The organism is Streptomyces sp. NPDC020917, assembly GCF_044333795.1.
Lineage (GTDB): Bacteria > Actinomycetota > Actinomycetes > Streptomycetales > Streptomycetaceae > Actinacidiphila.
The window spans coordinates 106888-126135 of record NZ_JBIRRR010000019.1; the positions used below are offsets into that span (position 1 = coordinate 106888).

A 19248-nucleotide genomic window follows, 5' to 3' on the forward strand; every position below is an offset into this window, starting at 1 on the left:
CCCGCACACCGCCGCCCCTCCCCGGCGCGCGGTGGGGAGGGGCGGCGGTCATCCGCGGACGGCCCAGGAGGCCGTCACCCGGCCGGTCAGGACGGCAGCGTCCACTTCTGGGCGGCACTGCCGTTGCACGTGTACAGCTGGAGCTGCGTGCCGGCCGCCGTCGAGGAGTTGGGGTCGTCCAGGCACAACCCCGCGTGCCGGTTGACGAGTTGGCCTGAGGACGTGGCCTGCCACTGCTGGGCGCCGGTGCCGTTGCACGTCCACAGCTGGATGAGCGTGCCGTTGGAGGTACCGGACTTGGCCGCGTCCAGGCACTTGCCGACGGCGCGCAGGGTCCCGTCCGGCGACACCGTCCACTTCTGCGCGTCGCTGGTGTTGCAGCCCCAGATCTGCACCGGGTTGCCGTCCGTGGTCGCGTTCGAGGCGTCGTCCAGGCACAGCGACGACGACACGCCGGCCACGACCGCGCCCGAACGCGTCGCCGCGGCCGGCAGCGTCCAGTTCTGCGCGGCGCTGCCGTTGCAGGTGTACAGCTGGAGCTGGGTCCGCTCGGCCGTGGCCGCGTTCGGGTCGTCCAGGCACAGCGAGGACTGGGGGTTGACCAGCGAGCCGTTGGCGCCCGGCTGCCACTGCTGGGCGCCGGTGCCGTTGCACGTCCACAGCTGGACGAGCGTGCCGTTGGAGGTGCCCGAGTCGGCCGCGTCCAGGCACTTCCCCAGCGTGCGCACCGTGCCGTCGGCGGCGATCGTCCAGTCCTGCGCGGCCGTCCCGTCGCAGCCGTAGAGCTGGACGTGGCTGCCGTCGCTCGTCGAGGAGTCCGCGTCGTCCACGCACAGGCTCGCCGAGACGCCCGAGGTGACCGGGCCGGTGCGCGGCGCCGGCGGGGCGACCGTGTCACCGCCGTACGACGGCGGGGCGGCGGAAGAGCCCGACGCCCAGGAGGTGTTGGCGCTGGTGCCCAGCGAGAAGCTCAGCGTGCCGCCCGCGGTGAGCGAACCGGCCGGCGCGTAGGCGTTGTTCCAGGCAGCGCCGTTCCACGTCGCCGACTGCACGTACGGGGCGTTGTCCGCGGCGCCGCTGCCGTCGACGGTGAGCGTCTTCCCGGACGGGAGGGTGACCACGGCCTGGGTGAACACCGGCGACCCCAGGGCCAGGTCGGAGGTGCCGGGCGTCTCGGGGAACATCCCCAGCGCCGACCACACGTACCAGGCGCTCATCGCGCCCAGGTCGTCGTTGCCGTCGGCCAGGCCGTCCGGCGCGTTGCGCCAGATCTGGTCCTGGACCGCCCGCACCGTCGCCTGGGTCTTGTACGGCGCGCCGGTGTAGTCGTACTCCCACGGCAGTTCGATGCTCGGCTCGTTGCCGACCCACGCGTAGCCCTTGTCGCCGGTGAAGCTGCGCAGCACCGTGTCGAGGTAGTGGTTCATCGCCGTGCTGCCGCCCTTGGCCTGCGCCAGGCCGGCCAGGTCGAACGGCACCATGCCGGTGTAGATGAACGAGTCGCCCTCGACCATGTCGTTCCCGCTGGTCGGGTCGAAGCCGCCGGCCCAGGTGCCGTCGGCGTTGCGCGACTGCAGCAGGCCCGACGCGGGGTTGACGACGTTGCGCCAGTCCTGGGCGCGGTCGAGGTACGCGGTGTGGTTCGCGTCGTCGCCCAGCGCCTTGGCCAGCGCGGACACCGCGAAGTCCGCCGTGGCGTACTCCAGCGTGGTGGCCGCGGGCCCGTAGAAGTTGCAGCAGCCATACGAGCCGTCGTGCGGCAGATAGCCGGGCGCGCCCAGGTAGTTCAGGCCCGGCCGGTCGTTGTTGGCCTTCGACGCCTGCGCGACCAGGCCGGCCAGCGCGGTCGCGCTGTCGAAGCCGGTGGCGCCGAACGCGTAGTAGTCGGCGATGATCGGCGCGGCCGGATCGCCCACCATCACATACGACTCGCCGTTGTTCTCCGACCACTTGGGGAACAGACCGGTCTGCCGGTACGAGTCGACCATCGACTGCGCGGTGTCCGAGGCGATGTCGGGTGCGACCAGCGCCTCCAACTGCGCCTGGGAGCGGTAGATGTCCCAGCCGGAGTAGTTGGCGTAGACGGCGTGGTGACCGGAGTCGACGCTGTGCACCGCCCCGTCGAAGCCGGGGTACTGGCCGTTGGTGTCGCTGATCACGTTCGGGTGCAGCAGCGAGTGGTACAGCGCGGTGTAGAACATCGTCTGCTGCGCGGCGGTCCCGCCGCCCACCTGCATCCTGCCCAGCAGCGTGTTCCAGCTGGCGTGCGCGGCGTCCCGTGTGCCGTTGAAGTCCCAGCCGCCGTTCTCCGCCGTCCGGTTGGCGACCGCGTTCGCCGCCGACACGTAGGACACGCCGACCTTGGCCTGGACGACCGGGTTGGACGTGGTGTCGAACGTGACGTAGCCGCTGGACGCGGCGGCGGCCGGTGCGGCGCCGCCCGCACTGCTCCTCGCCGCCGGCGCGGCCTTCGGCATCGTGCCGTGCAGCACCGGCTTGTTGGGCTTCTCCGCCGCGTTCTTCCCGGCCCTCCCGGCCTGCGCGCCGGTACCGCCGCCGGAGGTCGCCGCGGGAGTCGCCGCCGCCGTCCCCTGCGAGGTGAACGGCCGGTCGAAGACCATGTCGAAGTACAGCGTGTAGGTGTTCCCCGCGCCGCAGAAGTGCCCGCTGGTGATCTGGCCGCTCACCTCCGTGCTGGACACCTTGGTGAACTGCGTCGCGCTGGCGCCGTTCTGGCTGCCCGCCAGCTTGAAGACCAGATCGGCCTGGCTGGTGGACGGGAAGGTGAAGCGCGCCATGCCGCTGCGGGTCGTGGTGGTCAGCTCGGTGCCGATCCCGTTGTTGAACGTGACCTTGTACGAGCCCGCCGACGCCGACTCGTTGGCGTGCGAGAACGCCGCGGTCGCCGAGGCGCTGGTGCTGCCGACCGTCGGCAGCACCGGCACGTCACCGCCGGCGCCGCAGCCGGGCCCGGCGATGTGGCTGAGGCTGAAGCCGGTGATGCTGGAGTCGTTGTACTCGTAGCCGCCGCCGTCGGGGCGGGAGGGCGTGTCCGGGCTCCACTGGACCATGCCGAACGGCACGTCCGCCCCGGGGAAGTCGTCCGCCTGGTTCGACGTGCCGATGAACGGGTTGACCAGGCTTGCCGGATCGGTCACCAGGGCCGCGCGGCTTGCGGCGTGCGCGGGAGCGCACAGCCCGGCGACGGCCAGCGCCGCCGCGGTCATCAGCGCGCCGACCGTGCCCGGCCGGCGCAGCGATGCGGGTCTTGTCATCGCGAACCTTCTCCTCGTGTGTCCGTGGGGGGTGGGGCCGGCGCCGGCCGACGGACGGCATGACCGTCTGACAACGTTGTCGGTTCGTGCCGGACCCCACGGGGTCACGTGCTGTGCGATGTGCGGCAGGACAAGGGGCATGGCCGGAACGGCAGAAGCGGCCGGTGGAGCGGCTGCGTCCGCGATTCCGCCCCGCGCATGGGCGGGAACGCCCAGAGAGCGCTCTCACGCACCGTAGCGACGGGTCATGGCCGCGTCAATACGACAGGCGAGCCGAGGACGGCCCGCCGGACCCGGTCCGGATTCACGGTCCTTATGAAAGGGGTGAGTTCAAGCCGTCCGCTTTATTGACGCTGTATGGCGCCGGTGATTCACTCTCTCCCTGAGAGCGCTCTCTGGCGGTTGAGGACCAGCCGCAATCTCCTCCCCATCCATCACTTCAGGGAGAGCCGTGTCCGTCATTCCCTCTCGTCGTACCGTGCTCCGCGGGGCGGCCGCTGCCGCGGCGGTGCCGCTGGCCGGTGCCGTGTCCAGCGGTTCGGCCTTCGCCGCGCCGGCCCCGTCCCCGGGATCCGCGACGTCCTCGCCGGCCGGGCAGAACGCCGCAGGACTGGGCCCGAACGTCCTCGTCTTCGACCCGTCCATGGGCGACGCGGCGATCCAGGCGCAGGTCGACGCCGTGTTCGCCGTCCAGGAGTCCAACCAGTTCGGCAGCGAGCGGTACGCGCTGGCCTTCATGCCGGGCACCTACACCGTGGACATCAACGTCGGGTTCTACACCCATGTCCTCGGCCTCGGCGGCAGCCCGGACGACGTGGTCATCAACGGCCATGTCACCGTCGACGCCCAGTGGTTCGACGGCAACGGCACGCAGAACTTCTGGCGGGCCGCCGAGAACCTGACGATCGTTCCGCCGGACGGCCTGAACCGCTGGGCCGTCGCGCAGGCCGGCCCGATGCGCCGGGTACACGTCAAGGGCAACATGACGCTGTGGCCGAGCCCGCCCGGCAACCGCTGGTCCAGCGGCGGCTTCCTGGTCGACAGCGTGGTGGACGGCTACGTGGAGTCCGGCTCGCAGCAGCAGTGGATCTCGCGCAACGACACCTTCGGCAGCTGGACCGGCTCCAACTGGAACATGGTCTTCGTCGGCACCCAGGGCGCGCCCGCCCAGAGCTTCCCCACGCCGCCGTTCACCACCATCGACCGCACCCCGGTCGTCCGCGAGAAGCCGTTCCTGACCGTGGACAAGCACGGCGCCTACCAGGTGTTCGTGCCCGCGCTGCGCCGCGACAGCACCGGTACCACCTGGGCGGGCGGCAGGGCGGCGGGCCACAGCATCGCGCTGTCCCGCTTCCACGTGGCCCGGCCGGGCGACTCGGCGACCGCCATCAACCGGGCGCTGGCCACCGGCAGGCACCTGCTGTTCACCCCCGGCGTCTACGAGCTGTCCGCGCCGATCCAGGTCACGCGCCCGGGCACGGTCGTGCTGGGCCTGGGCTACACGACGCTGCGCTCCACCCACGGCAACACCCTGATCGACGTCGCGGACGTCGACGGCGTCACCGTCGCCGGCGTGCTCATCGAGGCGGCCTCGGCGAACACCCCGGTGCTGCTGAAGGTCGGCGACGGCTGCGGCCGGAAGCGCCACGACAACGACCCCACCGTGCTGTTCGACGTGTTCGCCAGGATCGGCGGCGCGATCGCCGGCGGCGCGGGCGTGAGCGTGCAGATCGACAGCAACGACGTCATCTGCGACCACCTGTGGCTGTGGCGCGCCGACCACGGCCTGGACGGCACGGTCGGCTGGTCGGTCAACCCGGCCGACACCGGCATCGTCGTCAACGGCGACCACGTCACCACCTACGGGCTGTTCGTCGAGCACTACCAGAAGTACGAGGTGCTCTGGAACGGCGAGCACGGCCGCACCTACTTCTTCCAGAACGAGAACCCGTACGACGTCCCCACCCAGTCGGCATGGGTGCACGGCTCGACCAACGGCTACGCCTCCTACAAGGTCGCCGACGACGTCCGCGACCACCTGGCGTGGGGCCTGGGCAGCTACTGCTTCTTCAACCTCAACGCCGACATCTACACCGACCGGACCTACGAGGTCCCGGACACCCCGGGCGTGGTCTTCACCGACCTGATGACCGTCTGCCTCAACGGCGCGGGCGGCGGCGGCATGCTGCACTGCATCAACGGCTCCGGTGACCCGGTGCAGAACGGCTTCGCCGTGTACAACATGAAGCGCTACTCCAACGGCGCGGCCACCGTCTGACCGTCGCCGGACCGCAGCGGCCCGGGCGCGCCTCAGCGCCGCCCGGGCCCCTGCGGCGGCCTCATCGGCCTTCCGCGCCGGGGGTGTTCACAGCCAGCCGCGCCGGACGGCCTGCGCGCCGGCCTGGAAGCGGCTGGTGGCGCCGAGCCGGGCGGTCAGGTCGGTGACCCGGCGGCGCAGCGTCCGCTCGCTGATGCTGAGCTGGCGGACGATCGCCTCGTCCTTCAGACCGGCGTTCAGCAGGTGGAGCAGGGCGCGCTCGGCGGCGGACAGGTCGGGGTGGGCGTGGCCCGGCGCGGTGGTGCGGGAGAAGACCGGGACGGCCTGCGCCCAGTGCGCCTCGAACAGCTCGACCAGGGCGTCGCACAGCCGCGAGCGGCGGACCAGCGCCGCCGTGGTGCGGGTGCCCTCGGCGCTCGCGGTCAGCGGGATCACCGCGTCGCGCCCGTCGATCAGGACCATCTTGAGAGGGACCCGGGGGACCACCCGCGCCTGCTCCCCGAGATCCACCAGCCCGCGCAGCCGGTCGGCGCGCTCCGGGATCTCCAGCACCTCGGAGGCGTACAGGGCGCGCACGCCGATGTTCCGCCGCAGCAGGTCGAGTTCGGACTCGGACGCGGTCCGGTCGACGGTCACGTACGGCGGGGCGTCGAACGCCAGGACCTCGCGTTCGGCGCCCGCCATCAGCTCCGACAGCCGTGCGGTGATGGCCGCGGGCCCCTCGATGATCTCGATCAGCCGGTGCATGTCGGTGCGCAGCATGCGCTCGTGGTACTCGGCGGCGTAGACCTCCAGGGCGGAGGCCGTGCGGTCCAGCGCGTCGCGGCGGGAGCGGATCAGCGCGGCCAGGCCGAGCCGCGGGTCGACCGCCCCGTAGCGCGCCGGGCGTCCGGCCAGCTGCTCCACCAACTCGGCCTGCACCAGTATCTCCAGGGCCCTGCGGAGGGCGGCGGCGGTCAGGTCGGGGAGCAGCCCGGTCAGCTCCGGCACGCTGACCGGCGAGCGGGCCAGCACGACGCGGTAGACGCGTTCGGCCGGCTCGTCGAGACCCACGGACTCCAGCACGGCACCCCTCCTCGGTCACGGCGTGCGGCGACGCGCGCGGAGCGGCAGTGTAACCACTGGCCAGTACCGGCAGTTGACCGAACCCGGTCAACCCGACTTTCCCTCGGCGGCCCCTGCACCGGCAGGTCCCGGCCCCCGCTCTGGGGTCACTGCGCCGGGCCGCTCCCGCCGCCGGGGTCCTCCGGGGCCGCGACGTCGGCCAGGGTGCGGGTCAGCCAGCCGATCCAGAACGTCTCCAACTCCAGCCCGGCGCGCAGGATGTGGTGCTGGAGGCGGTTCTCGCCGGCCGCCGCCTCCGGCGGGAAGTCGTGCGCCTCGATCCGCTCGTACAGCGCCAACTGCTGCCGGTGCAGCTCCAGATGGCGGTGCAGCTCGGCGGCCAGGCCGCCGGTGCCGACCACGGTCGCGGCCCGCAGCCGCAGCAGCAGCGGGTCGCGGATCGGCCGCGGGTCCTGCTCCTCGGCGACCCAGCGCGCCAGTTCGGCCCGGCCGGCGGGCAGCACCTCGTACTCCTTGCGCTTCCCGCGGCTGGGCGGCTGCGGCAGCGGGTGGATCAGGCCGTCGCGCTCCAGCCGGTTCAGCTCGCGGTAGATCTGCTGGTGGGTCGCCGACCAGAAGAACCCGATGGACCTGTCGAACCGCCGGGTCAGCTCCAGGCCCGAAGAGGGCTTCTCCAGCAGCGCGGTGAGGATGGCGTGCGGCAGCGACATGGGCCGATCCTAGGGTTCGCCCCGCGCCGGGGGCGTCCTCCTAGAGCCGCGCCGCCAGCCGGGTGCCCTGGTCGATCGCCCGCTTGGCGTCCAGCTCCGCGGCCCGCTCGGCGCCGCCGATGACATGCGGGGCCAGCGACCGGGCGCGCAACTCGGCCTCCAGCGGCCGGTACGGCTCCTGCCCGGTGCACAGCACCACCGTGTCGACGGGCAGCAGCCGGTGCTCGCCGCCGACGGTGAAGTGGAGCCCCTCGTCGTCGATCCGCCGGTACGCCACGCCGGCGACCATCGTGACGCCGCGGTGCCGCAGCTCGGCGCGGTGGATCCACCCGGTGGTGGTGCCCAGGCCCGCGCCGACCTTGGCGGCCTTGCGCTGCAGCAGGTGGACCGTGCGCGGGGCGGCGGCGGACGCGGGCGCGGCCAGCCCGCCGGGGGAGCGGTGGTCCCGGTCCACGCCCCACCGTGCGAGGAACACGTCCGGGTGCTCCGCGGCCTTGTCGCCGGGGTCGGTGAGGTACGCGGCGACGTCGAAGCCGATGCCGCCGGCGCCGAGCACCGCGACCCGCGGGCCGGTCTGCACGGTGCCGCGCAGGACGTCCACGTAGCCGGCGACGCTGGGATGGCCGGTGCCGGGGATGCCCGGGTCGCGCGGGACGACACCGGTGGCCAGCACGATCTCGTCGTGGCCCTCGGCGCCGAGCTGCCCGGCGGTGGCGCGGGTGCCGAGCCGCAGCTCGACGCCCAGCGCGCGCAGCCGGTGGCCGTAGTAGCGCAGGGTCTCGTCGAACTCCTGCTTGCCGGGCACCCGCCGTGCGAGGTCGAGCTGCCCGCCGATCACGGGCGCGGCGTCGTACAGCGTGACGGCGTGGCCGCGTTCGGCGGCGGACACCGCGCAGGCCAGCCCGGCCGGTCCCGCGCCGACCACGGCGATCCGCTTGCGCCGCCGGGTGGGGGAGAGGACCAGCTCGGTCTCGTGGCACGCCCGCGGGTTCACCAGGCAGGAGGTGATCCGGCGGCTGAAGGTGTGGTCGAGGCACGCCTGGTTGCACCCGATGCAGGTGTTGACGGCCTCCGGCGTGCCGGCCGCCGCCTTGGCCACGAAGTCCGGGTCGGCGAGCAGGGGCCTGGCCAGCGACACCAGGTCGGCGCAGCCGTCGGCGAGCACCTGCTCGGCGACCTCGGGGGTGTTGATGCGGTTGCTCGTCACCAGCGGCACCGAGACCGCGCCCATCAGGCGCTTGGTGACCCAGGTGAACGCGGCGCGCGGCACCGGGGCGGCGATGGTGGGGATCCGGGCCTCGTGCCAGCCGATGCCCGTGCTGATCACGCTCGCACCGGCCGCCTCGACCGCCTTGGCCAGCGCGGTCACCTCGTCGAGGGTGGAGCCGCCGGGGACGAGGTCGAGCATCGACAGCCGGTACATCACGATGAAGTCGGGTCCGACCCGCTCGCGGACCCGGCGCACGATCTCGACCGGGAACCGCATGCGGTTCGCGTAGGCGCCGCCCCATTCGTCGGTGCGCCGGTTGGTGGGCGCGGCGACGAACTCGTTGACCAGGTAGCCCTCCGATCCCATGATCTCGACGCCGTCGTACCCGGCGAGCGCGGCCAGCTCGGCGCAGCGGGCGAAGTCCTCGATGGTGCGCTCCACCTGCTCGCCCGTCAGCTCGTGCGGGACGTAGGGGCTGATGGGCGCCTGCAGCGCGCTGGGCGCGACCAGGTCCGGGTGGTAGGCGTACCGGCCGAAGTGCAGGATCTGCAGCGCGATCCGGCCGCCGGCGGCGTGCACCGCCCCGGTGACCGTGCGGTGGGCGGCGGCCTCCTCCTCGGTGGTGAGCTTCGCGCCGTCCTCGAACGGCCGGCCCTCGGCGTTGGGCGCGATGCCGCCGGTCACGACGAGACCGACGCCGCCGCGGGCCCGCTCGGCGTAGAACGCGGCCATCCGCCGGAACCCGTCGGGGGCCTCCTCCAGGCCCACGTGCATCGAGCCCATGATCACGCGGTTGGGCAGCGTGACGGAGCCCAGGGTCAGCGGGCTGAGCAGATGCGGGTACGCGGTCGCGGCCTGGGCCATGGCGGGCCTCCTCCTCGGGGTGCGGCACGGGCGTGCGGCATCGCCGCCCCGCCATTATGCAACTAGGTGCAAAACAGTGGAAGACCCGGCGCCGCCGTCCCGGGACGTTCGCCCGGCCCGGCCCGATGGCCTAGGGTTCACTGGACCCTTCACTTCCGGGATGCACGCAGATGAGCCGACCGAGCGAGCCGAAGCGGCGGGGCGAGCAGCGCCGCGGCGAGGAGCTGCGCCGCCACGTCCTGTTCGTGGCCAAGGACGTGTTCCTGGAGTCGGGCTTCGAACGGGCATCGATGGACACGGTGGCCGCCCGGGCCGGCACCTCCAAGCGGTCCCTGTACGCGCACTTCGAGAGCAAGGACCGGCTGTTCCTCGCGGTCCTCGACCTCGTCCGCGAGCTGTACCTCGACCGGCTGCGGACCCCGGACGCCTACGCCGACGAGCCCGCCGAGGCCGTCGCGCGGTTCTGCGGGCGGTTCCTGCAGCTGATGGTGTGGGAGCCCCAGGTGCGGACCTGCCGGCTGGCGATCGCCGAGGCCGAGCGGCTGCCCGAGAGCTCCCGCGGCTACTACGACGCCATCGTCACCGGCGCCCGCGACCGGCTGGCCGCCCATGTCGCCGAGCACTGGGGCACCGATCCGGAGCGGGCCGCCGCGCTGGCCGAGGACCTGCTCGTCCGCTGCGTGCTGCCGCGGGTCTTCCGCACCCTGCTCGGCGTCGACCAGGCGGTCAAGGAACCCCCGCAGGACACCGCCCTGGCCGCGGACGTGGACCTCGACGCGATCCGCCGCGCGGTCGGCGAGGCGCTGCCCGGCCCGCGGTGAGCCCGGACGGCCGGAAGTGAGCCCGGACGGCCGGGAGTGAGCCTGCTCGGCACGCGGTGAGGGCCCGGCCCGGAGCGAGGCCGCGCCCGTCCGCCGGGTTCGCGCTTCAGATCTGCGGCATGGGCTGCTCGGCCCAGATCGTCTTGCCGTCGCGGCCGTAGCGGCAGCCCCAGCGGGAGGAGAGCTGGGCGACGATGAACAGGCCGCGGCCGCCCTCGTCCGTCGAGCGGGCGCGCCGCATCCGCGGCTGGGTGGGGCTGGAGTCGCCGACCTCGCAGACCAGCACGCCGTCCCGGATCAGCCGCAGCCAGATCGGCGGACGGGCGTGCCGTACCGCGTTCGTCACCAGCTCGCTGACGATCAGTTCGGTGGTGAACGCCAGCTCGTCCAGGCCCCACGACGCGAGCTGGCGGGCGGTCGCCTCGCGCGCGCCGGCCACCGCCTCCAGGTCCGCCGGGAACTCCCAACTGGCCATGTGGTCCTCGGGGATGGCGCGGGCGCGGGCCAGCATCAGGGCCACGTCGTCGCGCGGCGCGTCGATGCCGAGCTCGGCGAGCACCGCGTGCCCGGTCTCGGCCAGGGTCCGCCCGGGGCGGCACACCGAGGTGAGCGCGGCGGCCAGCCGCTGCGTGCCCTGGTCGATGTCCGCCACCTCGTGCTCGTCCCGGTCCTGCTCGATCAGCCCGTCGGTGTAGAGGGCGAGGATGCTGCCGGGCGCGAAGTCGATGGTGGTCGACTCGTACGGCGTCCCGCCGACCGGGAACGGCGGCCCGGGGGAGACGTCCACCACCTCGGCCGGCTGTCCCGGCCGGACGAGGATCGGCGGCGGGTGGCCCGCGCTGGCGATCGTGCAGTGCCCCGAGACCGGGTCGTGGACCGCGTACAGGCACGTCGCCCCCACCACGACGTCGTGGTAGTACGGCTCGGACTCGTTCGCGAGGCGCTGGACCAGGTCGCCGACCCGGGTCAGCAGTTCCTCGGGGTCCAGTTCGAGGTCGGCGAGGGTCTGGATGGCGGTGCGCAGCCGCCCCATCGTGGCGCTCGCGTGGATGCCGTGCCCGACCACGTCGCCGGCGACCAGCGCGAGCCGGAACGACGGCAGCGGGATGGCGTCGAACCAGTCCCCACCGATCGCCTCGCCGCCGCCGGCCGGCAGGTACACGCCCGCTGTCTCGGCGGCCGGGGTGTCCGTGGTCGAGGGCGGCAGCAGCCGCTGCTGCAGCACGCCGGCCGCCCGGTGCTCGTGGGTGTAGCGGCGCGCGTTGTCGAGGGCCAGCGCGCCGCGCGCGGCGGCCGCCTCCAGGAGGGCCGCGTCGGCCGCGGTGAACGGCTCGGCGTCGCCCACCCGCCACGCCGACAGGACGCCCAGCGCGAGGCCGCGGGCGGTCAGCGGCGCCACCGCCACGGAACGGAAGTCCTCCGGCAGCGGCACCTTCCCCATCCGCGGGCCGAGCGCGGCCGCCACCTGCTCGCGGCCGAGGACGGCCGCCTCCCCGCGCCGGCAGTGCGTCATACCGAAGTCGGCGGGCTGCCGCAGCACCGGCTCCTCGCCGCCGGGCGAGCGGGGCGTCCACACCGCGTCCGGCGGGGCCGTGGCGGCGGCGCGCAGCAGCTCGCCGTCGTGGGACCAGGGCGGCGGCTCCTCACCGTCGAAGACGGCCTGCGCGAGGTCGACGGCGGCGAGGTCGGCGAAGCCGGGCGCCAGCACGGACGCGAGTTCCTGGGCGGTGCGCAGCACGTCCAGCGAGTCCCCGACGTGCTCGGCCGTCTCGCGGGCCAGGTCCACGTGCCTGCCGGCCGGCGGGGTCCGGTCCGGGTCCACGAACACCGAGGCCACGCCCGTGGGCCGGCCCCCCTCGTCCTCCAGGCGGACCGCCGACCAGCACGTCACCCATTCCCGCCGCGGATCGCCCGGCACGGCCAGCCGCTCGGTGCTGCGGACCACCGGCACGCCCGTGGTGAGCACCTGCCGCAGCAGCGCCTCCACCCGCGCGGCGTCCTCGGGGGCCGTCACGTCGCTCAGCCGGCAGCCGGGGGACAGGTGGGGGCCGTGCGCGGCGCCCGCCGAGGTGGTGCCGGTCTGCACGACGGCGAGATCGGTGTCGTGCAGCGCGATCCGGATCCGGCCGTGCCCGGACAGCGCGCCCAGCAGGTCGCCGCTCCGCTCCGGTCCGCTCACCCGCTGTGCCGGTGCGGCCAGGATCACCGAGCCGCCGGGGCCGTCCATCGGGGTCGCCCGGTACACGGCGTCGATCGTCCCCTGCGGGCGGTGCCGCAGCGGCACCCGCCCGGCCAGGGGGATCGGGGCCTCCTCGGCGTCCGCCGCGGCGCCCGGTCCGCCGCGGTCCTCGGCGAGCAGGTCGGACACGTGCCGCCCGCAGACCTCACCGGCGGTGAACCCCGTGAGGGCCTGGGCGGTGGCGGTCCAGCGCAGCACGGTGCCGCGGTTGTCGACCACGGCGGCGGCCAGGCCGTCCAACGCGAACGGCAGCGCACCGTCGTGAGGGCTGGACACGGTCATCGCGCCTCCACGGAATACCCTCCTCACTTCACCGTACGGGCTATCGGGGTGGGCCGCTTCTGCTGTGCCGCGGGCTCTGTGTCCGCTGTGCGTGCCGGCGCGTGCGTGCCGCGTGCCGTGCCTCAGGCGGTGTCGTGCGTCGTGCCCGGTGCGGCGCGGACCCGCGGACGGGCCGGCGCGGCGCATGCGGCCGGGAGGCTCCCCAGCGGCCCGTTCTGCCGGAGCGCGCCCGGGTCAGGGGGCGGCCGGCTCCGTCGCGCCGGGGTTCAGGCAGCCGGCGAGGTAGGTCAGCGACGCGGTGGTGTCGTCGGTACGGCGATGGCGGTGGCGCAGGGTGGCGACGTAGTTGGCGATGTCGGCCAGGTCCCACCACAGGCGGTACAGCGACAGGGCGGCGGCGGACACCGGGCGGCCGGTGGCGCGGGTGTAGGCGTCGAGCAGCCCGTCGTCGGCGGTGCCGCCGCGGCGGACGCCGTCGCCGGCGACCATCCACAAGTCCCGCTCGGGCGGGGCGAGGAGGACGGTGTCCCAGTCGATGAGGCGCGGGCCGGCGGGGCCGCGGAGCACGTTGCCCGGGTGCGGCTCGCCGTGGGTGACGACCCAGGGTGCGGACTCCGCCGCCACCAGACCTGCCAGCCGGTCGAACTCGCCGAGCAGGCCGCGGACATGGGCCGCCCGGCCGGCCAGCAGCAGCCGGGCCGGCTCGGAGTACGGCCCGCCGTTCCACGGCCGGTCCACGGCGGAGAGGGCGTCCTCCAGGGCGCCCCGTCCCGGCAGCACCAGCTCCGCCCGCGGCGCCTCGACACCGGCCGCGTGCAGGCGCACCAGCAGGTCCAGCACCTGGGGCCGGTCCTCGGGCCGGTGCACGCCGAAGTCCCCGGCCTCGCCCTCCACCAGCGGGAACACCGCCACCGCGTGCCGGTCGCCCAGCGGCCGGACGACCGCGCCGCCGCGGGACGACAGCGGCGCCACCACGAAGTCCAGGCCCGCGTCGCGGCGCAGCGCCAGCGCGGTACGAAAGGCCAGGTCCAGGCGGCGCAGGGCGGCGGCCGGGTCGTCCTGGAGGGCGTCCACGGTCACGAACAGCCCGCCCGAGCCGGTCCGCACCGCCCAGTGGTAGCTGCCGAAGCCCACCGGCCGGTACTCCACCGCCCGCACGTCGAGCCCCCAGCCGTCCGCCAGGGCCGCCCCGAGATCCTCGTCCGATACGCCCTCGGGCCTGTCCTTCATGGCCGGTGAGTATCCCCGTCCGGTGCGCTCCGGGACGAGGCTTTTTCCGCGCCGCGGCGTCGGGGCCACCGGACGCGCGGATTCCGGATCGTGTGCCGAAGACGCTCGCGTGTGCGGGTTTCGGACGCCCCCCGTCATCCGTCCGGAGGGCGCGTGCCAGGGCGTGCCGGCCCGCGCGCGCCCGTGTTCTGCCTCATGGCGAAGGTTTGCGCCTCGCGTGCCCGACGCCCACCTCCGTGCGCCATACCGGGCGGAGCCGGGCGCTGGTTCGCTGGTCGTGCGCCACCCGCCGATCCGCCGACCGGCGGGACCGCACTGCCGAAACGTCACGACGACGGTCGCGACCCGCCGACCGCCCGACCACCGACCGCCCGACCGAAGGCCGGCGGCCGACTCGACCGTCCGACCGACCGACCGTCTGGAGTACGCACATGAGCGCACCCCCGAGCGCCGACGCCACGCGCCGGCTGCCAGGGCCGACGACTCTCGCCCCCGCCCGGCGCACGGGCGCGATCCCCGGGCTCCGGTACCGGCCCGTCGCCCCCGCCGACCCGGAGAAGGCCGCGGAGGTGGACCGCAGGCTGGAGGAGTGGGCGCGCGGCCTGGACCTGTTCCCGCCGGCCTGGAACGGGGACTTCGCCGGATTCCAGTTCGGACGGGCCGTGGTGCTGCAGCATCCCGGCGCGGTGGACCTGGAACGCCTCACGCTGGCCGGCAAGCTGCTGCTCGCCGAGAACCTCGTCGACAGCTGCTACTGCGAGGAGGACGAGGGCCGGGGCGGCTCGCACCGGGGCCTCGGCGGCCCGCTGGTCATGGCGCAGTCGGCGATCGACCCGTACCACGGCACGCCCGAGCTGGAGGCGGAGTGGGCGGAGGGCATGCAGGCAGACGGGCCGCTGCGCTCCTACCGCGGCGCGATGCAGGACTACTCGGGGTTCGCCACCCCCAGCCAGACCACCCGCTTCGTGCACGACATCGCCCGCCTGCACCTCGGCTACCTCGCCGAGGCCGCCTGGGCGGAGACCCGGTACGTGCCGCGGGTGTGGGAGTACCTGGTCATGCGGCAGTTCAACAACTTCCGCCCCTGCCTGTCGATCGTCGACGCGGTCGACGGCTACGAGCTGCCCGAGGCGCTGTACGCCCGTCCGGAGATCCAGCGGATCACCGCGCTCGCCTGCAACGCGACGACGATCGTCAACGACCTGTACTCCTTCACCAAGGAGCTGGCGAGCGACCCCGACCACCTCAACCTGCCGAAGGTTGTCGCCGCCAACGAGGGACGCGGGCTGAAGGCCGCCTACCTGGAGAGCGTCGAGATCCACAACCGGATCATGGCGGCCTTCGAGGAGGAGGCCGCCGCGCTGGCCGCGACCTCGCCGATCGTGGAGCGCTACGCCCAGGGCCTGTCCGACTGGGTGGCCGGCAACCACGAGTGGCACGCGACCAACTCCCACCGCTACCACCTGCCCAACTACTGGTGAGCCGCCCGCCGTCGGCCCCGCAGCGCGCCCCGCCGGCCCCCGCCGCCTCCCCACTCCCACCCCGCGGGCCGGTCCGCCGGCGTCCGCACCCCACCGCACCAGTGCACGCAACAGCACCACGAGGAGCCCCCGTTGGCCATGCCCCAGTCCGGAGCGACCGTTTCCCTCCCCACCCAGTCCACGTACCAGAACCGGGTCGCGGACTACTGGAACGCTGAGAAGAACCCGGTCAACCTCGAACTCGGCAAGATCGACGACCTGTACCACCACCACTACGGCATCGGCGACGCCCAGTGGTCCGTACTCGAGGAGACCGACCCCGACCGGCGCCGGCACCGGCTCACGGAGGAACTGCACCGTCTGGAGCACGCCCAGGCCGAGATGCTCGCCTCCCACCTGGGCCCGCTGGACGCCACCGACCGGGTCTTCGACGCGGGCTGCGGCCGCGGTGGCGGGAGCGTGGTGGCGCACCTGCGCTACGGCTGCCACGCGGACGGCGTGACGCTCTCCACCACGCAGGCCCAGTTCGCCAACGAGCAGGCCCGCGCCCGGGGCATCGACGCCAAGGTGCGCTACCACCACCGCAACATGCTGGACACCGGCTTCCCCTCGGGCGCGTACGCGGCCTCGTGGAACAACGAGTCCACGATGTACGTCGAACTCGACCTGCTCTTCGCCGAGCACGCGCGGCTGCTGCGCCGCGGGGGCCGGTACGTGGTGATCACCGGCTGCTACAACGACACGTACGGCCAGGCGTCGCGCGAGGTCTCCCTGATCAACGCGCACTACATCTGCGACATCCACCCCAGGTCCGCGTACTTCCGCGCGATGGCCCGCAACCGGCTGGTCCCGGTCCACGTCGAGGACCTGACCCAGGCCGCCATCCCGTACTGGGAGCTGCGCAAGCAGGCCGAGCACCTCGTCACCGGTATCGAGGACACGTTCCTGAACGCGTACAAGAACGGCAGCTTCCAGTACCTGCTGATCGCCGCCGACCGGGTCTGAGGCGCGGGCGGCCGGCGGGGCGGGTCCCCGCCGGCCGCACGCGGCTCCGCCGCCGGTTGTCCACAGGCTCGCGGCGACCGGGCGGCACGGTGGCGGCGGGGTGTGCCAGAGTCGTCACATGGTCGAGATCGTGGTGGAGAGCGTGGTGGAGATCGTGGTGGAGACGGAGAACGGCGAGCGGCATGTGCGGGTGTCCGCCGAGGAGTTGGCCGGGCTCACCCGCTGGGCCGGCGGCCGGGCCGGCTGGGACCCCGGCCGGGCCATCAGCGTCACACCGCTCGACTGGCGGCGCCGCCTGGTCGGCTAGGGCCTGTTCCGGGGCGTCCCCGATCAGACGTCGGGGTCGTCCATGATCTCCCGGACCTCCTGCGCGCAGCGGCACGAAGCAGCGAACTTGGCAGCCCACTTCAGCGCGTCCTCACGTGAGGGCACGTCGATGATGGAGAACCCGCCGACGACCGCCTTGGTCTCCGGGTACGGGCCGTCGGTGACGGCCCCGTCCGTGGCCACGACACTCGCCTGCTGCCGTTCCACCCCACCACCGAAGACCCACACACCGGCGTCCTGAGCCTCCCGCACCACCGCGTGGGTGGCGTCGGCCACCTCGGGCAGATCCTCCTCGGGGAAGGTCATCGAGCCGTCGTCGAACGAGATCAGGTAACGGGTCATCCCAGGGCTCCCTCGGGCCGTCGGCCTCCATCGGCCGCCTCTCACCCTAGGACGAACACGCCCTCCGTGACCGGGACTCACCCGAACGAGGGCCACCGGTCGGCGGCCCACTGCCGCCAGTCCGTCCAGCCGGCCGGCGGCGGGCCGGCGGACCCGGACCCTCCCAGTTCCGCGGCGTCGGGCTCCTGGAAGTGCGCCCACCCGTGCCGGATGTCGGCCTCGGCCATCGGGAACGTCTCTTCGGGAGCGGTCGCCCAGCGGTGGGCGATCCGGGCGCGCTGGGTCTGCTCGCTCACCGGCAGGTAGACCATGCGGAAGCCCGCGTGCTCGGCCTCCACCAGTCAGCGGATCGCCGACCGTTCGTCCCGGGACCAGCAGCCGTAGTCCACCACCACGTCGGTGCCCACCCTGACCGCCTCCAGGGCGAGCCAGAGCATGCGCCCCTGGGCAGACTGCTCTCCATGGAGTTGATCGGGCGGGGGCGGGAAGCCGACGTGTACGCGCTGGACGGGGCCAGGGTGCTGCGGCGTTACCGGCAGGGCGGGCCGACGGAGTGGGAAGCCCGGGTGATGGCACATGTGGCGGCCGGTGGGTATCCGGTGCCGGAGGTCTACGAGGTCACGGCCACGGACATGGTCATGGAGCGGCTGACCGGGCCGACGATGCTGGACGTGCTGTCCCGGCGCCCCTGGCAGGTCGGCTCCCTCGGCCGGATGCTGGGCCGCCTCCACGACCGGTTGCACGCTTTCCCGGCGCCGGCATGGCTGCCCCGGCGGTTCGCGACGGCAGGCGACGACCGGGTGCTGCATCTGGACCTGCATCCGGGCAACGTCCTCCTGACCCCGCGCGGTCCCGTGGTGATCGACTGGCGCAACGCCGCCGCCGGCGATCCCGCCGCGGATCTGGCGATGACCATGGTCACCGTCGGCAGCGTGGACATCCCCGGAGTGGCCGTCCGCCTGGGGCGGAATCTCCTGGTGCACAGCGTGCGCAGGGGTTCCCGGACCGATCCCGCGGGACGCATCCGGGAAGCGGCCGAAGCCAAGCTGGCCGACCCGCACCTCACCCCCGCGGAGACGGCGTGGCTGCGGCGTCGTACCAGCGGCCCGGCCCGGCAGCCAGGTCGCTGATCGCCGTCGAGGGGTGCCGCGGGCCGTGCGGGCGGCCAGGTCGAGAAGCAGATGAGGCAGTTCCCGCAGGGCCTGCAGGAGGCCGTCGACACGGTGCGCGGCGGAGAGCTCGAACCGGCCCCGCCGGACGCCCCGTTGCAGCAGGCCGACACCGCGCGCAGCCTGTCCCTCAGGGTCCCCTGCGTGGCGCCGGCGAGGTCTGATCCAGGCGGTTGATCCAGGGCACGACCGGCCGGAGGAGCCCTATTCCCCCTGGGCGGCGTCCTTGCCGATCCGGGCGCGCAGCTCGCGGACCAGCACCTCGCCGGCCGCCACCGCGGCGCGCGGGAACTCCAGCCGGGCCACGCGCCCGTCGGCCAGGGCGACGTCCACCCGGAGCGCCTTGGCCACGCCCGCGACCAGCTGCGGCTTCGGCACCTGCGCCACGTCGGACAGGGCTATGTCCCACAGCAGTTTCTTCGGCAGCGGCGTGAACGCACCGCCCATCGTGAACAGCAGCAGGCGCCCGGTCGTCAGCGCCATCATGTTGCGCTCCCCGACCGGCAGATCCGCTCCCCCGGAACGGTCCAGCGCGGCGTCCGTCCGCTTCCTGCTGGCGTCCGTTGCCATCTGCTTGCCCACGACGGCGCCCGCCGCGCCGCCCGCGGCCGCCCCGATCACCTCGCCCTTCAGCCCGGCGAACAACCGGGTCACCCGCCCGGCGGGATAGGCCAGCGCGACCTCCAGCACCTGCTCCTCACCGGCCCCGGCCGACTCCAGGTACGCGCGCACCCGCTTCTCCTGAGAGGGCTTCATCTGCCGTGTCTCCTCCGGAAGTTCACCGTCGTCGGCGTCCCGCACGGGCACACCGTGTCCACCTCGCGCATCGTACGTCCCAGCTCTGACAGTGCCCGCGGCGTCCGGTGGGCGACGCCGCGACGGGACGGCGCGGCACCGCCGAGTGATCCGCGCCACGCTCCGTCACAGGAAACGGAGTTGCGGTGTCTTGG

14 protein-coding genes and 1 pseudogene are annotated in these 19248 nt (G+C 73.7%); 6 read left to right on the forward strand and 9 right to left on the reverse strand.

The window, feature by feature from the left end:
* Positions 1 to 86: 86 nt before the first annotated feature.
* Entirely contained in the window at positions 87 to 3275 is a 3189-nt protein-coding gene (locus tag ACH4TG_RS31575; protein ID WP_398246022.1) for a lectin, read from the reverse strand.
* A 451-nt stretch (positions 3276 to 3726) separates the two neighbouring features.
* On the opposite strand from ACH4TG_RS31575, the gene ACH4TG_RS31580 reads away from it, so the two are divergent.
* Positions 3727 to 5553 (forward strand): adenylyl cyclase, encoded by a 1827-nt coding sequence (locus ACH4TG_RS31580; RefSeq protein ID WP_398246023.1) that lies wholly within the window; start codon positions 3727 to 3729, stop codon positions 5551 to 5553.
* Between the two features lie 87 nt (positions 5554 to 5640).
* Here the strand turns inward: ACH4TG_RS31580 and ACH4TG_RS31585 are convergent, their stop codons facing one another.
* The 3 genes from ACH4TG_RS31585 to ACH4TG_RS31595 form a co-directional block, all read right to left on the reverse strand.
* Positions 5641 to 6618, reverse strand: coding sequence for a LuxR C-terminal-related transcriptional regulator (locus ACH4TG_RS31585; protein ID WP_398246024.1), 978 nt, complete (start codon positions 6616 to 6618; stop codon positions 5641 to 5643).
* Between the two features lie 146 nt (positions 6619 to 6764).
* Positions 6765 to 7328, reverse strand: coding sequence for a PadR family transcriptional regulator (locus tag ACH4TG_RS31590; protein WP_398246025.1), 564 nt, complete (start codon positions 7326 to 7328; stop codon positions 6765 to 6767).
* Positions 7329 to 7368: 40 nt separating this feature from the next.
* On the reverse strand, positions 7369 to 9402 hold the full coding sequence (locus ACH4TG_RS31595) for an FAD-dependent oxidoreductase (protein WP_398246026.1): 2034 nt from the start codon (positions 9400 to 9402) through the stop codon (positions 7369 to 7371).
* A gap of 170 nt (positions 9403 to 9572) precedes the next feature.
* On the opposite strand from ACH4TG_RS31595, the gene ACH4TG_RS31600 reads away from it, so the two are divergent.
* Positions 9573 to 10223 carry a TetR/AcrR family transcriptional regulator gene (locus ACH4TG_RS31600; protein WP_398246027.1) on the forward strand — a complete coding sequence of 217 codons (651 nt, stop codon included), beginning with the start codon at positions 9573 to 9575 and terminating at the stop codon, positions 10221 to 10223.
* A gap of 106 nt (positions 10224 to 10329) precedes the next feature.
* Here ACH4TG_RS31600 and ACH4TG_RS31605 read toward each other — a convergent pair whose 3' ends face one another.
* Positions 10330 to 12744, reverse strand: a complete 2415-nt coding sequence (locus ACH4TG_RS31605) for a SpoIIE family protein phosphatase (RefSeq protein ID WP_398246028.1) — start codon at positions 12742 to 12744, stop codon at positions 10330 to 10332.
* Positions 12745 to 12978: 234 nt separating this feature from the next.
* The gene (locus tag ACH4TG_RS31610) at positions 12979 to 13974 is read right to left on the reverse strand and encodes a phosphotransferase (protein ID WP_398246029.1); all 996 of its coding nucleotides are present in this window, start codon (positions 13972 to 13974) and stop codon (positions 12979 to 12981) included.
* A gap of 431 nt (positions 13975 to 14405) precedes the next feature.
* Between ACH4TG_RS31610 and ACH4TG_RS31615 the strand changes: the two genes are divergently transcribed.
* From ACH4TG_RS31615 to ACH4TG_RS31625, 3 genes are all read left to right on the forward strand, one after another.
* Positions 14406 to 15455: a family 2 encapsulin nanocompartment cargo protein terpene cyclase gene (locus ACH4TG_RS31615; RefSeq protein ID WP_398246030.1), complete on the forward strand. Its 1050-nt coding sequence runs from the start codon at positions 14406 to 14408 to the stop codon at positions 15453 to 15455.
* 138 nt (positions 15456 to 15593) lie between these two features.
* The gene (locus ACH4TG_RS31620; RefSeq protein WP_398246031.1) at positions 15594 to 16460 is read left to right on the forward strand and encodes a geranyl diphosphate 2-C-methyltransferase; all 867 of its coding nucleotides are present in this window, start codon (positions 15594 to 15596) and stop codon (positions 16458 to 16460) included.
* Between the two features lie 118 nt (positions 16461 to 16578).
* Positions 16579 to 16767, forward strand: a complete 189-nt coding sequence (locus ACH4TG_RS31625) for a hypothetical protein (protein ID WP_398246032.1) — start codon at positions 16579 to 16581, stop codon at positions 16765 to 16767.
* 23 nt (positions 16768 to 16790) lie between these two features.
* Here the strand turns inward: ACH4TG_RS31625 and ACH4TG_RS31630 are convergent, their stop codons facing one another.
* On the reverse strand, positions 16791 to 17129 hold the full coding sequence (locus tag ACH4TG_RS31630) for a YciI family protein (protein ID WP_398246033.1): 339 nt from the start codon (positions 17127 to 17129) through the stop codon (positions 16791 to 16793).
* A gap of 77 nt (positions 17130 to 17206) precedes the next feature.
* A pseudogene (locus ACH4TG_RS31635) lies at positions 17207 to 17668 on the reverse strand (AAA family ATPase).
* On the opposite strand from ACH4TG_RS31635, the gene ACH4TG_RS31640 reads away from it, so the two are divergent.
* Positions 17591 to 18259, forward strand: coding sequence for a phosphotransferase (locus ACH4TG_RS31640; RefSeq protein WP_398246034.1), 669 nt, complete (start codon positions 17591 to 17593; stop codon positions 18257 to 18259). The pseudogene ACH4TG_RS31635 and the gene ACH4TG_RS31640 overlap by 78 nt on opposite strands.
* A gap of 243 nt (positions 18260 to 18502) precedes the next feature.
* Here ACH4TG_RS31640 and ACH4TG_RS31645 read toward each other — a convergent pair whose 3' ends face one another.
* Positions 18503 to 19054, reverse strand: coding sequence for a hypothetical protein (locus tag ACH4TG_RS31645; protein ID WP_398246035.1), 552 nt, complete (start codon positions 19052 to 19054; stop codon positions 18503 to 18505).
* Between the last annotated feature and the right edge of the window lie 194 nt (positions 19055 to 19248).

Bases quoted from the DNA above. Each gene is read 5' to 3' on its own strand.
- ACH4TG_RS31615 (WP_398246030.1), top strand. From the start codon at position 14,406: ATGAGCGCACCCCCGAGCGCCGACGCCACGCGCCGGCTGCCAGGGCCG.
- ACH4TG_RS31600 (WP_398246027.1), top strand. From the start codon at position 9,573: ATGAGCCGACCGAGCGAGCCGAAGCGGCGGGGCGAGCAGCGCCGCGGC.
- ACH4TG_RS31605 (WP_398246028.1), bottom strand. From the start codon at position 12,744: ATGACCGTGTCCAGCCCTCACGACGGTGCGCTGCCGTTCGCGTTGGAC.
- ACH4TG_RS31625 (WP_398246032.1), top strand. From the start codon at position 16,579: ATGGTCGAGATCGTGGTGGAGAGCGTGGTGGAGATCGTGGTGGAGACG.
- ACH4TG_RS31595 (WP_398246026.1), bottom strand. From the start codon at position 9,402: ATGGCCCAGGCCGCGACCGCGTACCCGCATCTGCTCAGCCCGCTGACC.
- ACH4TG_RS31590 (WP_398246025.1), bottom strand. From the start codon at position 7,328: ATGTCGCTGCCGCACGCCATCCTCACCGCGCTGCTGGAGAAGCCCTCT.
- ACH4TG_RS31645 (WP_398246035.1), bottom strand. From the start codon at position 19,054: ATGAAGCCCTCTCAGGAGAAGCGGGTGCGCGCGTACCTGGAGTCGGCC.
- ACH4TG_RS31610 (WP_398246029.1), bottom strand. From the start codon at position 13,974: ATGAAGGACAGGCCCGAGGGCGTATCGGACGAGGATCTCGGGGCGGCC.
- ACH4TG_RS31620 (WP_398246031.1), top strand. From the start codon at position 15,594: ATGCCCCAGTCCGGAGCGACCGTTTCCCTCCCCACCCAGTCCACGTAC.
- ACH4TG_RS31630 (WP_398246033.1), bottom strand. From the start codon at position 17,129: ATGACCCGTTACCTGATCTCGTTCGACGACGGCTCGATGACCTTCCCC.
- ACH4TG_RS31575 (WP_398246022.1), bottom strand. From the start codon at position 3,275: ATGACAAGACCCGCATCGCTGCGCCGGCCGGGCACGGTCGGCGCGCTG.
- ACH4TG_RS31640 (WP_398246034.1), top strand. From the start codon at position 17,591: ATGGAGTTGATCGGGCGGGGGCGGGAAGCCGACGTGTACGCGCTGGAC.